The following is a 17,172-nucleotide window of genomic DNA, read 5'->3' on the forward strand; positions in this document are numbered from 1 at the left end:
GACCACGAGCACTTCCCTAGTGGGCAGCGCCTCCCCTCCTCACCCTTGCGTTTCTTTTGACCGTGCCACGGTGGGGGCCGCTGGTCGAGCTGTATTCGCGACCGGTGCCCCCGCCTCGTGGCGTGCGTCAGCCCTGGTGGGAGACCGGACGGCGCTTCGGCGCGGCCGGCGCGGCCTTCTTCGGGGCCTTCCTCTTCGGTGCGGGGGCGGGCTTGGCGGCCTTCTTCACGGGGACGATCTTGTGGAAGCTCATGTCTGTTTCCCTCCGTGCTGCGGTTCTGCAACAGTTCATCCACCGAGCTGCTGCAATTACCTGTGATTTACGTAAGTGAATTACTTGATCAGCCCTGGCGGGCGATCGGACGGCGCTTCGGCGCGGCCTTCTTCGGCACCTTCTTCTTGGGAGTGGGGGCCACCGGCTTGCGGACCTGCTTCACCGGGGCGATCTTGTGGAAGCTCATCGAACTCTCCTTTGCTTTCGCGTCGTTCGCTTCGACATGGAAAACACTACGTCACTTCCGCAGCCGGAAAGGCCAATTCGCCTTAGACGTCAATAAGTTTCGCTGAGAGTTGCCTCAGAAATGAAATTCTCAGAAAGCGCGTGGAACCGATCGCGAATTCACACAGGTCTTATGTCGGCGGGCGACAACGACGAACCCCGCCCCGGCGGTGCCGGGACGGGGTTCGGGGCGGTGCCGCCAGGGAGCGGGCTAGCCGGTGATCGTGATGCGGTTCGCGGCCGGCGGGGCGATCGGGTTCGCCGCCGAGGAGTTGGCCGTCAGGTACTGCGCCAGGGCCGCCAGGTCGTCGGTGCCGACCAGGTCGTTCGTGCCCAGGCCCAGCGTGGTGAAGCCGTCGCCGCCGCCCGCGAGGAAGCTGTTGGTGGCGACGCGGTAGGTGGCCGCGGGGTCGATCGCGGCGCCGTTCAGGCGGATCGAGTCGGTGACCACCCGGTCGGCCCCGGTCTTCGTCAGGTCCAGCGTGTACGTCAGGCCCGACGAGGGCTGGAGGATCTTCGGGGACGCCGTGTTCGAGCCGCTGACCTGCTCCTTGAGCACCTGGATCAGCTGAGCGCCGGTGAAGTCCTGGAGGTTCACGGTGTTGGCGAACGGCTGCACCGTGAAGCCCTCGGCGTACGTCACCACGCCGTCGCCCTCAGCGGCCTTGGCCGCGTAGGTGAGGCCGGCCCGGACGCCGCCCGGGTTCATCAGCGCGAGGTCCGTCTCCGGGTCGAGCTGCTTGCCGTAGGCGAGTTGGGCGTCGGCGATCAGGTCGCCCATCGGGGACTCGGTGCCGGTGTTGGTGATGTCGGCGGAGATGTAGCCGATGGGGCGGTTGCCGATCGGCGCCGCGAGGGTGTTCCACTTGCCGATCAGCTCGGTCATGTCGGCGGCCTTGGGCACGTCCCGGCTGACCACGTGGTTCGCCGAGGTGACCGCCGTGCGGGCGATGTCGCCGGTGAAGCGGTCGTAGGTGAGCGTGGTGTCCGTGTAGAGCCGTCCGAAGGACGAGGCCGAGGTGACCATGCGGGGGTTGCCCGCCGGGTCGTCGATCGTGCAGACGTACGAGGTGTGGGTGTGGCCCGTCACCAGCGCGTCCACCGCCGGCGTGATGTTCTTGGCGATGTCGACGATCGGCCCGGAGATGCCGTCGCCGGCGCCCGGGGAGTCGCAGTCGTAGTTGTACGACGACGAGGCCGGCGCACCGCCCTCGTGGATCAGCGCGACGATCGACCGCACGCCCTGCGCCTGGAGCACGCGCGCGTACTTGTTGATCGTCTCGACCTCGTCCTTGAACTGCAGGCCCTTGACGCCGTCCGCCGAGACGATGCCCGGAGTGCCCTCCAGGGTCACGCCGATGAAGCCGATCTTGACGTCCTTCTTCTTCCAGACCCAGTACGGCTTCAGGATCGGCTTGTGGGTCTTCTCGTCCAGGACGTTGGCGGCCAGGTACGGGAAGTCGGCGCCCTCGAACGTCTGGTCCGTGTAGCAGCCGTCGGTGGGGTGGCAGCCGCCGTTCTGAAGGCGCGCCAGTTCCTTCGAACCCTCGTCGAACTCGTGGTTGCCGACGGACGTGACGTCCAGGTCCAGCTTGTTGAGCGCCTCGATGGTGGGCTCGTCGTGGAACAGGCCCGAGATCAGCGGCGACGCGCCGACCATGTCGCCGGCGGCCGCGGTGATGGAGTAGGGGTTGGCCTTGCGGGCCTCGCGCAGGTGGGTGGCCAGGTACTCCACGCCGCCCGCGTCGATCGTCTTCGTCGTGCCGTCCGCCTGCCGCTCGGTCACCCGGCCGGAGGAGCCGGACGGCGGCTCCAGGTTGCCGTGCAGGTCGTTGAAGGACAGCAGCTGCACGTCCTGGTAGCGGCTCGGCCGGTGGTGACCGCTGTCGTGCGCCTCGGCCGGAAGCGCGGCGACCAGCGCGCCGGCGGTCGCGAGTCCCGCGGCTGCGGCCAGCAGACGGTACGTCCGTCTGCGGCGCTGGTACGGCTGGGAGTTGGCTGGCATACGCCCCCCTGTCGTTCTGCTGAGGTGGTGGCCCCGTCGGGGCGCAGCCTAGAGTCAACGCGCGTAGCGCGACAGGGGGTTCCTGGTTACATCCTGGTTTCCCTTTGCCCCCTGCTTTGCCTTTACGTTCCGTTGTGCGCATGCCTCCGCTCCGCCGCGTCCGCCCCTTACCCTCGTACGCATGACCAGCGACGACACCGCGCGCCCCGACGGCACCCGTTCCATCGAGACCATGTCCGCGCTCTCCCCGGACCGGACCGAGGCCGTGCTCGGGCTGCTGGCGGAGGCCGCCCGGCACGACGGACACCAAGCGGTCTCCGAACAGGGCCGGTTGCAGCTGCGGGGCGGCGAGCGCCGGGGCGTGTCCCATCTGCTGCTCACGGTCGGCGACGAACTCGTCGGCTACGCCCAGCTGGAGGACACCGACCCGGTGGAGGCGCCGGCCGCCGAGCTGGTCGTGCACCCCGCGCACCGGGGGCAGGGGCACGGGCGGGCGCTGGGGTCGGCGCTGCTCGCCGCCTCCGGCAAGCGGCTGCGGGTGTGGGCGCACGGCGGCCACACCGCGGCCCGGCACCTCGCGCAGGTCCTCGGGCTCACGCTGTTCCGCGAACTGCGGCAGATGCGGCGTTCGTTGACGGACCTGGAGCTGCCCGATCCGGTGCTGCCCGAGGGCGTGACCGTGCGCACCTTCGTGCCCGGCGAGGACGACACGGCCTGGCTCGCGGTGAACGCCGCGGCGTTCGCCCACCATCCCGAGCAGGGTTCCCTGACCCAGCGGGACTTGGACGACCGCAAGGCCGAGGCGTGGTTCGACCCGGCCGGCTTCTTCCTCGCCTTCCGCGGCGACGAACTCGTCGGCTTCCACTGGACGAAGGTCCACGCCACCGAGCAGCTGGGCGAGGTGTACGTGCTCGGGGTGCGGCCCGGCTCCCAGGGCGGCGGCCTGGGCAAGGCCCTGACCACGATCGGGCTGCGCCATCTGCGCGCCCAGGAACTGCCCACGGCGATGCTGTACGTCGACGCCGACAACACGGCGGCCGTCGCCGTGTACGAGGGACTGGGGTTCGTGACGCACGAGACGGACCTGATGTACCGCACCGAGACGTGACACCTCCGACACCCACACCGCCCACGCCACGCGGATGAGCCCGGGTCGGCCTCGGGCTCATGCCCCGGCCCCGCGCCCGGCGAGGGCACGCATCCGGGGCCTCACCCCTGCCCCCACGCCCACGACCCACCCGCGGCGCCCTTGGCCGCCGGGCCGCCCGCGGGCGCGGAACGGCAAGCGCCCGCCCGGGGCCACACCCGGAACCCCCACGACCACGGCCGACCCGCCACCGCCCGGCGCGCCGGCCGCCGGGCCGGCCGCGGGTGCGGAGCGGCACGCTCCCACCCCCGGGGCCGCACCCCGAAGCGCGTCGACCAGCCGCCGCGAGCCGATGCGCCACAGCCACCCGGCGGCGTTGTCGGCGGTCCCGTCCTGCCGGTAGCGGGCCTTGCCCCGCCAGATGGCGAGGAAGGTCTCCTGGGCGACGTCGTCGACGATCCCGGGGTCGGCGCAGCGGCCGCGCAGCCGGGCGGTCAGCCAGGGCGCGTACCGGCGGTACAGCTCCTCGAAGGCGCGCCGGTCCCCGTCCGCGGTGACGGCCCGCAGCAGTTCCCCGTCGCTTCTCGTTTCGCTCACGTCTCCTCATCGCACGAGCCCCGGCCTCCGGTTCACGGCCGCCGCCCGATCTCCATTCCGCCGCCTCGGCCCCCGCGACCGCCTTGACTTCCGGAACCTCATTGCACCACCCTTTCACTACTCAATTAGTGAAAGGGTGGTACGGGTGGTCGAGTACCGCATCGACCGGCGCTCCGGCGTCGCCACCTACGTCCAGATCGTCCAGCAGACCAAACAGGCCCTGCGCCTCGGACTGCTGGAGCCGGGCGACAAGCTGCCCACGGCCCGCGAGGTCGTCGAGGCCACCGCCATCAACCCCAACACCGTGCTCAAGGCCTACCGCGAACTGGAACGCGAGGGCCTGGTCGAGGCGCGGCGCGGACTCGGCACCTTCGTGCGCCGCACGCTCGGCGCCCACCCGGCCGACACACCCCTGCGCGCCGAACTCGACGCGTGGGCGAAGCGCGCCAGGGCGGCCGGTTTCGGCCGCGACGACGTGGACGCGCTCTTCACCGCCGCGCTCGACGAACACTTCCCGAAGGGGGACCAGTGAGTTCCACCAGTACCACCCCTGCCGTAGCCCTGGAGGCGTCCGGCCTCGGCATGCGCTACGGCAGGCGCCACGGCAGGCGGACCACCGCCCTCGACGGCTGCTCCTTCCGGCTCCCCGCGGGCCGGATCAGCGCGCTGGTCGGCCCCAACGGCGCCGGCAAGTCCACCCTGCTCGCGATCGCGGCCGGACTGCTGCGGCCCACCTCCGGCACCGTCACCGTCCTCGGCGCGGCCCCCGGCGAGGCCCGCGACCGGGTCGCCCACCTCGCCCAGCACAAGCCCCTGTACCCCCAGCTGACCGTCGCCGAGACGCTGCGCATGGGCGCCGAGCTCAACCCGGCGCGCTGGGACGCCGCCCGCGCCGCCCGGATCGTCGAACAGGGCTCCCTCGACCCCGGGGCCAGGGTCCGCGGGCTCTCCGGCGGCCAGCGCACCCGCGTCGCGCTCGCCCTCGCGCTCGGCAAACGGCCCGAACTGATGCTGCTCGACGAGCCGATGGCCGACCTCGACCCGCTCGCCCGCCACGAGCTGATGGGCACCCTGATGGCCGAGGCCGCCGAGCACGGCACCACCGTCCTGATGTCGTCCCACATCGTCACCGAACTCGCCGACGCCTGCGACCACCTGCTGCTCCTGGGCGGCGGCCGGGTCCGGCTCGGCGGCGGCATCGACGACCTGCTCGCCGCGCACACCCTGGTCACCGGCCGCGGGACGCCCGCCGACCTCGCCCCGCACACCGTCGTCGAGTCGCACCCCGCCGGCCGCGGCCTGCGCGCCCTGATCCGCCGCGACGGCCCGGTCGGCGACGCCTGGGCCACCGAGGAACCCTCGCTGGAGGAACTGATCCTCGCCCACCTCCGCTCCCCCGCCGCCCCCGCCCTGATCACCCCGGGCACCACCGCGGCCGCCCAGGCGGTGACCGCATGAGCGCCGGCGCCCTCACCGCCCCCGCCCGCCGCGCGTTCCCCCGCCCGCACGGCCTGACCTGGACCGTGCTGCGCCTGCACCGCACCGCCCTGTGGCTGTGGCTCGCCTTCGTGACCGCCACCGCCGGCCTGCTGCTGTGGCTGACCGGACCCGGCGCCGACGCCACCCAGGACAAGCTGGACGCCTACGGCTACTCCGGCGTCCAGCAGGCCGCCTACACCCCGTCCGCCCTCCCCGGCTTCCTCGGCTTCGTCTCCGGCACCTACAACGACCTCTTCTACGCCCCGGCCACCCTGATCGGCCTCGCCTCCTTCACCGTCGCCCTGTTCGCGGGCGGCCCGCTGATCGCCCGCGAGCTGGAGAACGGCACCGCGCGGCTGGCCTGGACCCAGTCCGTCTCCCCGGCCCGCTGGCTCGCCGTCAAGCTGGCCGTGCCCGCAGCCTGCGTCGCCCTGGGCACCGGCGTGCTGGTGGTGCTGTACCGGCGGCTGTGGTCCACCCACGCCGAACTGCTGGTGGCCGGCATCGGCCCGCGCGCGCTGTACTTCTCCGTCGGCCCCGCCACCGTCGCCGCGCCCCTGCTCGGCCTGGCCCTCGGCGCCCTCGTCGGCCTCCTGGTGCGCCGCACCCTGCCCGCCCTCGCCCTCAGCGGCCTCGCCTACTTCCTCGTGTACGCCGTCCGCGGCAACCACTGGCCCTTCCAGGGCCGCTACCAGCAGCCGGAACTGGTCTCGCGCAGCTTCGCGGTCACCTCCACCGGCGCCCGCGCCGGCGACCCGCGGTGCTCGCTGGACCGCGCCTGCCTCGCCCGGCACGACATCGTCCGCTTCACCCGCGCCTACCTGCCCTCCCCCGACTACTGGCCCCGCCAGTTGCTGGAGACCGGCGTCCTGCTCGCCCTCACCGCCGTCGCCGTCGCCGTGGCGTTCGGCGTGCTGCGCCGGAAGGCGGTGACCGCGTGAGCACCCCGACCGCCGCCGGCCTGCCCAGGACCGTCCTGCGCCTGCACCGCACCGCCCTCGTCGTCTGGTCCGCCTTCGTCGTCGCCCTCATCGGCTGGGCCGTGTGGCTGGTGGAGATCACCGCCGGCTCGGTCCGCGACGAGCTCGCCGCCTGCCGGCCCGACCAGGACCTCTGCGAGGCTCCCTTCGCCTCCATGAGCTACAGCGAGCCGATGGGCTACATCGGCACGTTCGCCTCCTACAGCTTCTGGGCCGTCGCCGCCTGGGCGGGCGCCGCGCTGATCGGCCGCGAACTGGAGAGCGGCACCGCCCACCTCGCCTGGACCCAGTCCGTCACGCCCACCCGCTGGCTCGCCGCCAAGCTCGCCCTGCCCGCGCTGGCCCTGACGATCGGCGGCACCGCCCTGATCGTGGCCTACCGCTGGGCCTGGTCGGCCGACCGGGACCTGATGGGCGACGACTGGTCCTTCGGCGACGTCTTCACGGCCCGCGGCCCCACCCTGATCGCCTACGGCCTGTGCGCGCTGGCCGTCGGCACGCTCACCGCGCTGCTGCTGCGCCGCTCGCTGCCCGCGCTGGGCGTCTCGGTGGCCGTGATGGTCGCGCTCAACCAGTACCTGGAACTCCGGCGCACGGACCTGTGGCCCACGGTGACCCGTACCGCCGCCCGCCCGATCGAGCCCCCCGGCACCGCCTGGCAGGTGGACCACGGCGCCGATGCCTCCGGCTACCACGTCACCTACCACCCCGACTCGCACTTCTGGCCCATGAACCTGGTGGAGACCGGCATCCTCCTCGCGGTCACCGCCCTCGCCACGGCGGCCGCGTTCCGGCTGCTGCGCCGCCGCACGGCCTGACGCGGACCTGATGGGGGCGGCGGCCGGGAGCCGCCCCCCGATATCCCGAACGCCATGTCGCCGTAACCGTCGGTTCAGACAGGCTTGCGACGCTCGGCCAATGACGCCCGCCGTGCCAGACCCTTCGCCACCCCCCGAGGGGGCCGCGGGGAACGGGGACGCCCACTTCTTCGAAGCCAAGCTCCCGCCCGCCGCTTCCGACGCGCCCGTGACACCTCCGGCGCGGAAGAATGGGTTCATGAGCCAGCCAAACGCCCAGGCACAGGTACAGCACCCGCAGCCCTCCGTGGGCTCCATCGCCGCGCACCGCCCGCACACGGTGTCCGCGACCGTCTCCGACCTGGAACCCGACATCGACGCCGACCTCGACTCGTACGAGGAGGCGCCGCACGACGGCCCCCAGCTGCCGCAGGGCCGCTTCCTCGACCGGGAGCGCAGCTGGCTCGCCTTCAACGAGCGGGTCCTCGAACTCGCCGAGGACCCGAACACGCCCCTGCTCGAACGCGCGAACTTCCTCGCGATCTTCGCCAGCAACCTGGACGAGTTCTTCATGGTCCGGGTGGCCGGACTCAAGCGCCGCATCGCCACCGGCGTCGCCACCCGCTCCGCCTCCGGCCTGCAGCCCCGCGAAGTGCTGGAGATGATCTGGGCCCGCTCCCGCGAGCTGATGGCGCGGCACGCCGCCTGCTACCACGAGGACGTCGCCCCCGCCCTCGCGGAGGAGGGCATCCACCTGGTCCGCTGGAGCGAGCTGACCGAGAAGGAGCAGGCGCGGCTGTTCACGCTGTTCCGGCACCAGATCTTCCCGGTCCTCACCCCGCTCGCGGTCGACCCGGCGCACCCCTTCCCGTACATCTCCGGCCTGTCCCTGAACCTGGCCGTGGTGGTGCGCAACCCGGTCACCGGCCACCGGCACTTCGCCCGCGTCAAGGTGCCGCCGCTGCTGTCCCGCTTCCTGGAGAGCTCCCCCGGCCGGTACGTCCCGCTCGAGGACGTCATCGCCGCCCACCTGGAGGAGCTGTTCCCGGGCATGGAGGTGCTGGAGCACCACGCCTTCCGCCTCACCCGCAACGAGGACCTCGAGGTCGAGGAGGACGACGCCGAGAACCTGCTCCAGGCCCTGGAGAAGGAGCTCATGCGGCGCCGCTTCGGGCCCCCGGTCCGGCTGGAGGTCGAGGAGTCCATCGACCGCGAGGTGCTCGACCTGCTGGTGCGCGAGCTGAAGATCTCCGAGGCCGAGGTCTACCCGCTGCCCGGCCCGCTGGACCTCACCGGCCTCTTCCGCATCCACGGCCTGGACCGGCCCGAGCTGAAGTACCCGAAGTTCGTCGCCGGCGTGCACCGCGACCTCGCCGAGGTGGAGTCGGCGTCCGCGCCCGACATATTCGCCGCCCTGCGCAGCCGGGACGTGCTGCTGCACCACCCGTACGACTCCTTCTCCACGTCGGTGCAGGCGTTCCTGGAGCAGGCGGCCAACGACCCGGACGTCCTCGCCATCAAGCAGACCCTGTACCGGACCTCGGGCGACTCCCCGATCGTCGACGCACTCATCGACGCCGCCGAGTCCGGCAAGCAGGTCCTCGTCCTGGTCGAGATCAAGGCCCGCTTCGACGAGCACGCCAACATCAAGTGGGCGCGCAAGCTGGAGGAGGCCGGCTGCCACGTCGTCTACGGCCTCGTCGGCCTGAAGACGCACTGCAAACTGTCGCTGGTGGTCCGCCAGGAGGGCGAGACGCTGCGCCGCTACAGCCACGTCGGCACCGGCAACTACCACCCGAAGACGGCCCGCCTGTACGAGGACCTCGGCCTGCTGACGGCCGACCCGCAGGTCGGCGCCGACCTCTCGGACCTGTTCAACCGGCTCTCCGGCTACTCGCGCCGCGAGACCTACCGCCGGCTGCTGGTGGCCCCCAAGTCGCTGCGCGACGGCCTGATATCGCGGATCAACAAGGAGATCCAGCACCACCGTGCCGGACGCCCCGCCTTCGTCCGCATCAAGGTCAACTCGCTCGTCGACGAGGCGCTCATCGACGCCTGCTACCGCGCGTCCCAGGCGGGCGTGCCGGTCGACGTCTGGGTGCGCGGCATCTGCGCCATCCGCCCCGGGGTCACCGGCCTGTCGGAGAACGTCCGGGTCCGCTCGGTGCTCGGCCGCTTCCTCGAGCACTCCCGTGTGTTCGCCTTCGGCAACGGCGGCGAGCCCGAGGTGTGGATCGGCAGCGCCGACATGATGCACCGCAACCTCGACCGCCGTATCGAGGCCCTGGTCAGGGTCACCGACCCGGCCCACCGCGCAGCCCTGAACCGGCTGTTGGAGACCGGCATGTCCGACACCACCGCCTCCTGGCACCTCGGCCCGGACGGCGAATGGACCCGGCACGCCACCGACGCGGACGGCCAACCCCTGCGCAACGTCCAGGAGATGCTCATAGACGCCCGGAGGCGCCGGCGTGGCACAGCAACACCTTGACCCGACGGACCCGATGGCCGGGCCATCCGTCACCGGAGAGACCCTCGCGGGTTATCTGCGGGCCCAGGCCACCGAGTTCCTCCGCGCCCTCAGGCTGCACCGGGAGACCGGCGCCGGGGGCGGCGGAGGGAACGGCACCGCGGAGTCCGCCGACGCGGCGCGCGCCCTGCGCCGCTCGGTCCGCCGCATCAGCGGCAGCCTGCACACCTTCCGCCCCCTGCTGGAGACCGACTGGTCCGAGGGACTGCGTCCCGAACTCGCCTGGCTGTCAGGCACGTTGTCGATGGAGCACGGCTACGCGGCCCGTCTGGAGCGGCTGCTGCTCGCGCTGCACAGGCTGTCCGGCGCGGCGGTGTTCCCCACCCAGCAGGCGGGCCCCGGGGCCGCCCGCGCCGACGCCGACCGCGGCAACCTCACCGTGGGCGCCGCCAAGGCGGGCGCCCTGCTCGAACGCCAGCTGACCCTGGCCCGGACCCGGGCCCACTCCACCGCCCTGCAGGCCCTCGGCTCCTCCCGCTTCCACGCGGTCGCCGACAAGGTGGCCGTACTGGCCAGCGAGGTCCCGCTGACGCCCGCCGCGGCCACCACCGGCCTGGGCCCGCTGGCCGCCGCCGCCGAGGAACGCCTCACCGACGCCGTCACCGCGCTGCCCCTGGTCACCGCGGGCAGCCCGTACAACGCGGAGGCCCTGGTGCACGGCCTGTCCCCGGACCCGGCCCCGCATCCGCAGGACGGGCCCTGGCACCAGGTCCGCCTGCTGCTGCGCCTGCACCGCTACGCCCGCGAGGTCATGTGCGGCGAGGACGCCCCCGTGGACGTGCGGCTGCTGGCCGCGGGCCAGGCGCTCAACCGGCACCGCGACGCCTCGGAGGCGGCCGCCGCTGCGGCGTCGGCGGCCCGCACCCCGCGCATCGCCCCGGCCACGGCGTACGCGCTCGGCGTGCTGCACGCCGACCAGCGGCACGAGGTGGAGGCGGCCCGGTTCGCGTTCCAGCAGTCCTGGCAGAAGCAGGCGGTGAGCACGCCCTGAACCCGTCACAGCACGCCGGAGAAGGCGGTGAGACCCCGGTGGCCCCCACCCACGACATGCCGGTCCTCGCGGCCGGCTGCGTCCTGTGGCGCCGCTCCCCCGCGGGCGGCGTCGAACTCGCCCTGGTCTTCCGGCCGAAGTGGTCCGACTGGTCCTGGCCCAAGGGGAAGCTCAAGAAGGGTGAGACGGCCCGCGCGGCCGCCCTGCGCGAAGTGGCGGAGGAGACCGGCCACACCTGTCGGCTCGGGCCCGGCCTGCCGACCCTGCGCTACGTGGACCACACCGGCCGGGAGAAGCAGGTGGAGTACTGGGCGGCGGAGTCGACCGGCGGGGTCTTCGGGCCCAACGACGAGGTGAGCGAGCTCGTGTGGCTGTCGCCGGAGAGGGCTCGCGAGCGCCTGACGTACCCGCGGGACAGGGAGCTGATACCTCCGGCGCTCGCGGCCATCGGCAGCGGCCGGCACGGGGGAGGATGACGCGCCGCGGACCCGCGGGACGCCGGCCACGCCTCCTCCCCGGCCGTCCCCCGAAGAGGGCCCGGAAGGCCCTCCCCGGGGACCGCTGAGCAGGGAGCAGAAGGTCAGCCCTTCAGCCTGACCGGCAGTTCGAAGAGGTCGTTCTGCGTCACCACCGGCTTGTTGCGCAGCTCCGACGCGGGCACCGCGAGGTCCAGCCGCGGGAACCGGGCGTACAGCGCGGGCAGCGCCACGCCCGCCTCCAGCCGGGACAGGGCCGCGCCGGGGCACACGTGCGGGCCGTGGCCGAAGGAGATGTGCCGGGTCCCGGTCTCCCGGGTGATGTCGAACTCGCCGGCCGTCGGGCCGTGTGCCCGCTCGTCACGGCCCAGCGCGCCGTAGGACACGATCAGGGCGTCCCCCGCGGGGATCACCTTGTCGCCGACGGGCACGTCCTCGGTCGCGAAACGGATCAGGACGTGCGAGGTCGGGGTCGACCAGCGCAGCGTCTCCTCGACCACCGCCGACCAGTCCACCTCGCCGGAGAGGACCAGGGCCCGCTGGTCGGGATGGGTGGAGAGGTTCACCACGGCGTTGACGATCAGGGAGATGGTGGTCTCGTGCCCCGCGGCGACCATGAGCTGCAGGGTGGAGACGATCTCCTGATCGGTGAGCCGGTCGCCGTCCTCGGAGGCGAGAACGAGCGCGCTGGTCAGGTCGTCGCCGGGCTGCGCCCGCTTCGCGGCGACCGTCTCGCCCATGATGCCGGCCAGCTCGGTGAGGGTGGCGACGACCTCCTGCGGCGGGGTCTGGGTGGAGAAGAACTTCTCGAACAGCACCTTGAGCCGGGGCAGCACGGCCGTGTCGATGCCCATGAGGTCCGCCACGACCAGCATCGGCAGCGGGTAGGCGAACACCGCCTTCAGATCGACGACGTCGGCGTCCGCCGGGAACTGGTCCAGCAGCTCCTCGGTGAACCGCGTGACACGGTCCCGCATGGCCTCCACCCGGCGCGCGCTCAGGGCCTGGGCCACGAGCGTCCGCATCCGGCGGTGCTCGGCGCCGTCCACGGTCAGCATCGAGCGGCCCGGATTCGCCAGACCGATCAGCGGCCAGTCCGGCGGGATCTCCCCGCGCCGCCAGGCGCCCCACACCTCGATGTCCTTCACCAGGCGGGAGTCCGTCAGCAGTGCCTTGGCCTCCGCATGGTGGGTGACCGCCCACACGGGGACGCCGCCGGGCAGCTCGACCGCCGCCAGCGGTCCCGCCGCACGCAGCTTCGCGCTCTCGCCGTCCAGGTCAGCGACTAAAGGGTCCAGCGCTATGCGTACTTCTTCGGTGGGGGAAGTCACGGTCGGTTGCCTCCGAGAGCAGGGGTGGGTGTGAACCGCACGGGAAGTTCCGTCAGGCCGCGCAGCCAGGGCGAGGGACGGCGCGTCAGCTCCTCGGCCGGCACCGACAGATCCATGTCGGGCAGGCGGTCCAGGACCACCTCGATGCTGGTCCGCGCGATCACCTCGGCGATCTCCTGAGCCGGGAACGGGCAGCGGTGCTCGCCGTGGCCGAAGGAGAAGTGCGCGTTGTTGCCGCCGGTGAGCGAAGCGCCGTCGGTGCGCACCTGCGGGTCCGAGTTGGCGGCCTGCAGACCGAGCAGCAGCAGGTCGCCCTCCCGGATGTGGCGCCCGCCGAGATGGGTGTCGCGGGAGGCCCACCGGCCGGCCACGTTCTGGGTCGGCGTGTCCTCCCAGAGCACCTCGTTCATCGCCTCGGCGACACTGTGGCGGCCGCCGAACAGGGACGCCGCGAACCGGTCGTCGGTGAGCATCAGGCGCAGCGAGTTGCCGATCCAGTCGGCGGTCGGCTGGTGACCGGCGGCCAGCATCACCATGAGGTCCTGCATGATCTCCTCAGGGGTGAAGCCGCTCCGGTCCGCCAGCATCCGCGAGACGACGTCGTCGCCGGGCGCGGCACTCCGGTCGGCCACCAGCCTCGTCATCGACGTCACCAGGTGGCTCTGGCCCGCCAGGGCCCGCTCCTGGCCGTCGACCATGTCGTTGAGCGCGGTGACCAGCCCCGGCCCCTCCTCGTCGGAGAAGCCGTACAGCCGCGCCAGGACCCGCACCGGCAGCAGCATCGCGTACTGGCCGATCAGGTCCGCCTCGCCCCGGGTGCACACGGCGTCGATCAGCTCGTCGGCGAACCGCTCGGCGTGCCGGCGCAGTTTGAACGGGTCGATCGCCTCCAGCGCGTTGCTGATCATGGCGGAGCGCTCACGGTGTCGCTCGCCGACCGTGTAGAGGATGGACGGCTGCTTGCGGCCGATCATCGGCAGCAGGGGCCAGTCGTCGGGGATGGTGTCCCACTGGTTCCACAGGTCGGAGTCGCGGCTGAACAGGACCGGGTCGCCGGTCACCTGGTGCAGTTCGCGGTAGCCGAGCACCAGCCACGCCGGTACCCCGCCGTCCAGCAGCACACGGGTGACGGAACCGTGGTCGCGCCTCATCTCCCGGTACAGCCTCGCGGGTTCGGACAGGAAGCGGGAACCGGAGAGGGGTACGGCGTCGGTGGTCAAGCGAACTCCCGGGTGGAGGCGACAGGCCGGACCGTCTGCCCGGCGTACTGGTTCTTGATGTGCTCGACCAGGGTGATGAGGACCTGCTTGCTGGACTCGCGGGAGCGTGCGTCGCAGTCGACCAGCGGCACGTGCGGGTCGAGGTCGAGCGCCTCCCGGACGTCCGCGTGCCGGTGGCCGGGGCCACCGAAGTCGTTGCAGGCCACGATGAACGGCGTGCCGTGCGCCTCGAGGCGGTCGATCGCGTACCAGGAGTCGTCGATCCGGCGGGTGTCCACCAGCACGACCGCGCCGAGGGTGCCGGAGAACAGCCGGTCCCACAGGAACCAGAAGCGCTCCTGGCCCGGCGCGCCGAACAGGTAGAGCACGTTGCGCGCGTCGAGGCTGATGCGGCCGAAGTCGAAGGCGACGGTGGTCGAAGTCTTCGCGTGCACCCCGCTGGTGTCGTCCACCGCCTCGCCCGCCTGGGTCATCGTCTCCTCGGTGTTGAGGGGACGGATCTCGCTGACCGAGCGGACCATGGTCGTCTTGCCGACGCCGAAGCCGCCGACGACCACGATCTTGAGGCCGTTGTCGGCGGTGGCACCCAGGGGGGTGCGCGCGTCAGAGGTTGCGGAGTCCAACGAGCACCTGCTCCAGAATGTCGGGGTCGGGCAGGACCGACCTACGGGGATGGCGAGCGCTGACGCGGCCTGCGGCGAGGAGGTCGGACAACAGGATCTTGGTGATGCTCACCGGGAGTCCGAGCTCCGCGGAGACCTCCACCACGGCGGTGGGAGCCTGCGCCATCCGGAGGATCGCCGCGTGCTCCGACTGCATTCCGGGGGTGGGATCGCACTCGGCCACCACCAGGGTGACCAGGTCGAACGGACTGTCCGGCCCGGACCGGCTGCGACCTTGGGTGATGGTGTACAGCCGGTCGGGGGCGTCGTCCCTGCCGGGCCGGCTCATGAGCTTCGGGGCTGAGCCGTCAGGTGCTCACCGAGTTGTTCCACCAGCTCGCTCATGTTGTGCCCGACCAGCCCGGAGTCGGCCTCCTCGGTGGTGACCACCGCGAGGTGCGCGCCCTGACCGGCCTCCACGATGAAGAGGGTCCCGCCGTAGAACTCGGTCATCGACGTGCGCACGCCTCCGCTGCCGTCGCCGAACTCGACCGACGCGCCGTGCGAGAGGGACTGGATCCCGGCCGCGATGGCGGCGAGCTGGTCGGCCTGGTCGACCGTCAGCTCCGGGGTGCGGCAGAGCTTCAGCCCGTCACGGGACAGCACGAGCGCGTGCCGTGCACCCGGGGTGCGCGCCAGGAGCCCCTCGATGAGCCATGTGAGCTTCTCGTCCGCGGTGGTCGTGCCGGTCATGAGGTGGTGTCGCCTTCCGGGTGCACATGCGAGTGGAACGGTCTTTCGGATGCCGTCTCGGCGGATGCGGGCGGCACGGCCTGGGCGTCGGGGTGCGCCTGGGGCGCGCCCGGGCCGGCGGTGGCCTCCGGACCGGCCCCGCGTACGGCCTGACGGAAGTCGGCGAACCGGGCGGCCCTGGTCTTGATGTCGTCGGCGGCGCCCGCGGGCCGTTCCACGGGCCGGGACGTCGACCGCGCGCGTTCGGCGGCGGCGAGGGTACGGCCGCGGCGCCGCTTGGGCAGCCCCGCGGCGAACTCGTCGCCCGTCGCGTCCGGGGTGTCGTGGACCGGAGCGGAGACGGAAGCGGCGTGGGGGCGGGCCGGGGCCGTGGCCGGAGCGTCATCGGCGGAGGAGTGGGCGAGAGACTCCCGCGAGGTGCGCGGAGGCACTACGGCCGGACGCTCCGCCGGGGCGGGCCGCGGCTCCACGCCGGCGTTGGTGAGGATCTCCTGCGGAAGGAGCATCAGCACACCGGTGCCGCCACGGGCGGACGGCCGGAAGGACACCTTGAGGCCGTACTTGCGCGACAGGCGGCCGACGACGGCGAGGCCCAGCCGGGTGCCGGTGAGGCCGCCGAGGTCGGACGAGTCGCCGGACACGGCGACCTCCGCCCTGCGCAACTGCACGTCGCTCATGACGAGTCCGCTGTCCTCGACGGAGACGATGACCCCCGCGGGGACCTCCTCCACGTAGACGTGGACCTCGGCGTTCGGCGGCGAGAAGTTGGCGGCGTTGTCCAGCAGCTCCGCCAGGGCGTGCATGACGCCCTCGGCGGCGTGACCGGCGACCGCCGCCTCGCTCGCGGAGTGCAGCCGGACGCGCTGGTAGCCGCTGATCCGGCCCATCGCGCCGCGCAGGATGGACTCCATGCCGATGGGCCGCGCCCAGCGCCGGCCGGAACGCGCGCCGGTGAGCACGGCGATGGAGTCGGCGAGCCGGCCCGCCTGCGCGGTGCGGTGGTCCAGGTGGAGCAGATCGGTCAGCACGTCCTCGTCGTTGTGCCGCTCTTCCATGGCGCGCAGGTCGGCGAGCATGCCGGTGGCCAGCGCCTGCATCCGGGCCGCCGCGTTGGCGGTCGCGGAGATCGCCGCGGCACGCTCGCCGACGGCGCGGTCCAGCCGTGCGGACAGCTGTCGCGCCTCCTCCGCCAGCCGGGCGTGCTCGGCGGCGCCCTCCTGCGCGAGGCGCGCCCGCTCCCGGGCGAACTCCTCCTGCAGACGGGCACGTTCGACGGCCGCCGCGTCGACGAGGCGTTGCTGTTCCCGGCGCCACTGGGCGGCGAGACGTTCCTGCTCCTGGGCGGCGCGTTCCCAGTCGGAGTTCACCGCCCGCAGCCGGGCGCGGGCCGCCCGGGCCGCCTGCCGCTCACGCGCGGCGGCGGCGACCACCGCGCACAGCACCACGGCGGCGGCCGTCGAGCCCCAGCCGAGGGGTCCCCGCACGGAGGACGGTGCCGCGGAGACGGCCCAGACGACGGCGGCGGCGGCCGCGGCCGCGGTGAGCAGGGTGGCGGGCAGGACGGTGCGCAGGGGGGATGGATCGCTGGGGGCGGCGGGCGCGGTCATCAATCAGTTCCTCGGGCGGCCGCTGCGGGCGCGGCCCTCGTATCGTCCATGAGAAGGAAGTGCACAGAAACTGCAGAAACTGTAGGCAGAGGCTAACCGGCCGTCACTATACGAGAGTCTGTGATCAAAAGGTGAGGGTTGTGCCCCAGTAATTCCGCCCGGACCTCCGGCGGCGGCAGGTGGTCGGCGGAAGGCGCCGCCACGGAGCACGGAGACAG

17 protein-coding genes are annotated in these 17,172 nt (G+C 72.5%); 8 read left to right on the top strand and 9 right to left on the bottom strand.

Going from position 1 to position 17,172, the window contains the following annotated elements; translation table 11 throughout:
- Positions 1-127: 127 nt before the first annotated feature.
- Positions 128-253 (bottom strand): hypothetical protein, encoded by a 126-nt coding sequence (locus ACZ5GT_RS36870; RefSeq protein WP_469035286.1) that lies wholly within the window; start codon positions 251-253, stop codon positions 128-130.
- Positions 254-710: 457 nt separating this feature from the next.
- Complete coding sequence (locus ACZ5GT_RS36875; protein ID WP_469035288.1) at positions 711-2,504, bottom strand: bifunctional metallophosphatase/5'-nucleotidase; 1,794 nt, start codon at positions 2,502-2,504, stop codon at positions 711-713.
- A gap of 181 nt (positions 2,505-2,685) precedes the next feature.
- On the opposite strand from ACZ5GT_RS36875, the gene mshD reads away from it, so the two are divergent.
- Positions 2,686-3,612 (top strand): mycothiol synthase, encoded by a 927-nt coding sequence (gene mshD / locus ACZ5GT_RS36880; protein ID WP_469035290.1) that lies wholly within the window; start codon positions 2,686-2,688, stop codon positions 3,610-3,612.
- 57 nt (positions 3,613-3,669) lie between these two features.
- On the opposite strand, the gene ACZ5GT_RS36885 is transcribed toward mshD, so the two are convergent.
- Complete coding sequence (locus ACZ5GT_RS36885; RefSeq protein WP_469035293.1) at positions 3,670-4,188, bottom strand: RNA polymerase sigma factor; 519 nt, start codon at positions 4,186-4,188, stop codon at positions 3,670-3,672.
- 145 nt (positions 4,189-4,333) lie between these two features.
- Between ACZ5GT_RS36885 and ACZ5GT_RS36890 the strand changes: the two genes are divergently transcribed.
- The 7 genes from ACZ5GT_RS36890 to ACZ5GT_RS36920 all read left to right on the top strand — a co-directional run bounded on the left by ACZ5GT_RS36890 (position 4,334) and on the right by ACZ5GT_RS36920 (position 11,441).
- The gene (locus tag ACZ5GT_RS36890) at positions 4,334-4,720 is read left to right on the top strand and encodes a GntR family transcriptional regulator (RefSeq protein ID WP_469035295.1); all 387 of its coding nucleotides are present in this window, start codon (positions 4,334-4,336) and stop codon (positions 4,718-4,720) included.
- Entirely contained in the window at positions 4,717-5,646 is a 930-nt protein-coding gene (locus ACZ5GT_RS36895; RefSeq protein WP_469035297.1) for an ABC transporter ATP-binding protein, read from the top strand. Before ACZ5GT_RS36890 ends, ACZ5GT_RS36895 begins: the two co-directional genes overlap by 4 nt.
- Entirely contained in the window at positions 5,643-6,608 is a 966-nt protein-coding gene (locus ACZ5GT_RS36900; RefSeq protein WP_469035299.1) for a hypothetical protein, read from the top strand. The genes ACZ5GT_RS36895 and ACZ5GT_RS36900 overlap by 4 nt, the downstream gene beginning before the upstream one ends.
- Entirely contained in the window at positions 6,605-7,465 is an 861-nt protein-coding gene (locus tag ACZ5GT_RS36905; RefSeq protein WP_469035301.1) for a hypothetical protein, read from the top strand. The genes ACZ5GT_RS36900 and ACZ5GT_RS36905 overlap by 4 nt, the downstream gene beginning before the upstream one ends.
- Before the next feature lie 238 nt (positions 7,466-7,703).
- Positions 7,704-9,935: an RNA degradosome polyphosphate kinase gene (locus tag ACZ5GT_RS36910; RefSeq protein ID WP_469035304.1), complete on the top strand. Its 2,232-nt coding sequence runs from the start codon at positions 7,704-7,706 to the stop codon at positions 9,933-9,935.
- A complete protein-coding gene (locus ACZ5GT_RS36915) occupies positions 9,916-10,965 on the top strand; it encodes a CHAD domain-containing protein (protein ID WP_469035306.1) in 1,050 nt (349 codons plus the stop codon). The genes ACZ5GT_RS36910 and ACZ5GT_RS36915 overlap by 20 nt, the downstream gene beginning before the upstream one ends.
- A gap of 56 nt (positions 10,966-11,021) precedes the next feature.
- Positions 11,022-11,441 (top strand): NUDIX hydrolase, encoded by a 420-nt coding sequence (locus ACZ5GT_RS36920; RefSeq protein ID WP_469035361.1) that lies wholly within the window; start codon positions 11,022-11,024, stop codon positions 11,439-11,441.
- Positions 11,442-11,545: 104 nt separating this feature from the next.
- Here ACZ5GT_RS36920 and ACZ5GT_RS36925 read toward each other — a convergent pair whose 3' ends face one another.
- Genes ACZ5GT_RS36925 through ACZ5GT_RS36950 form a run of 6 tightly spaced genes read right to left on the bottom strand, consistent with a single transcriptional unit; the run spans position 11,546 to position 16,954 of the window.
- A complete protein-coding gene (locus ACZ5GT_RS36925) occupies positions 11,546-12,772 on the bottom strand; it encodes a cytochrome P450 family protein (protein ID WP_469035308.1) in 1,227 nt (408 codons plus the stop codon).
- Positions 12,769-13,992: a cytochrome P450 gene (locus ACZ5GT_RS36930; RefSeq protein WP_469035310.1), complete on the bottom strand. Its 1,224-nt coding sequence runs from the start codon at positions 13,990-13,992 to the stop codon at positions 12,769-12,771. The genes ACZ5GT_RS36925 and ACZ5GT_RS36930 overlap by 4 nt, the downstream gene beginning before the upstream one ends.
- Positions 13,989-14,615 (bottom strand): GTP-binding protein, encoded by a 627-nt coding sequence (locus ACZ5GT_RS36935; protein ID WP_469035312.1) that lies wholly within the window; start codon positions 14,613-14,615, stop codon positions 13,989-13,991. Before ACZ5GT_RS36935 ends, ACZ5GT_RS36930 begins: the two co-directional genes overlap by 4 nt.
- Complete coding sequence (locus tag ACZ5GT_RS36940; protein ID WP_469035315.1) at positions 14,596-14,943, bottom strand: DUF742 domain-containing protein; 348 nt, start codon at positions 14,941-14,943, stop codon at positions 14,596-14,598. Before ACZ5GT_RS36940 ends, ACZ5GT_RS36935 begins: the two co-directional genes overlap by 20 nt.
- Complete coding sequence (locus ACZ5GT_RS36945) at positions 14,940-15,347, bottom strand: roadblock/LC7 domain-containing protein (protein ID WP_469035318.1); 408 nt, start codon at positions 15,345-15,347, stop codon at positions 14,940-14,942. The genes ACZ5GT_RS36940 and ACZ5GT_RS36945 overlap by 4 nt, the downstream gene beginning before the upstream one ends.
- The gene (locus ACZ5GT_RS36950) at positions 15,344-16,954 is read right to left on the bottom strand and encodes a sensor histidine kinase (RefSeq protein WP_469035321.1); all 1,611 of its coding nucleotides are present in this window, start codon (positions 16,952-16,954) and stop codon (positions 15,344-15,346) included. The genes ACZ5GT_RS36945 and ACZ5GT_RS36950 overlap by 4 nt, the downstream gene beginning before the upstream one ends.
- Positions 16,955-17,172: the final 218 nt, after the last annotated feature.

It is taken from the genome of Streptomyces sp. NPDC031340, assembly GCF_055569945.1.